Source organism: Flavobacterium xizangense, assembly GCF_054075145.1.
This window is the reverse complement of record NZ_JBSIPG010000110.1, coordinates 1-271: the sequence shown is the minus strand read 5'-3', so window position 1 is coordinate 271 and position 271 is coordinate 1. Positions and strand designations below refer to the sequence as shown.

Here is a 271-nt window from a genome sequence, read left to right as displayed (position 1 = left end):
TGGTTACTTGTGTTGTATTCTTATTCATGGCCGACTGGCGAACCACTTTTACAGTTTCTATTGTAATTCCGCTTTCGCTTTTATTTGCTTTTTTATGTTTAAAAATGATGGGGATGAGTGCCAACTTATTAAGTTTAGGTGCTGTCGATTTCGGAATTATCATTGACGGAGCCGTCGTAATGGTCGAAGGATTGTTTGTAGTTCTCGATCATCGAGCGCATCAATTTGGAATGGAGAAATTCAATAAAATTGCTAAAGGAAGCTTAATCAA

General features: G+C 37.3%; 1 protein-coding gene. It reads left to right on the top strand.

Going from position 1 to position 271, the window contains the following annotated elements; translation table 11 throughout:
- Nucleotides 1-271 (top strand): efflux RND transporter permease subunit (locus ACWA1B_RS22720; RefSeq protein ID WP_456910887.1); only part of this gene is annotated, 271 nt, incomplete at both ends.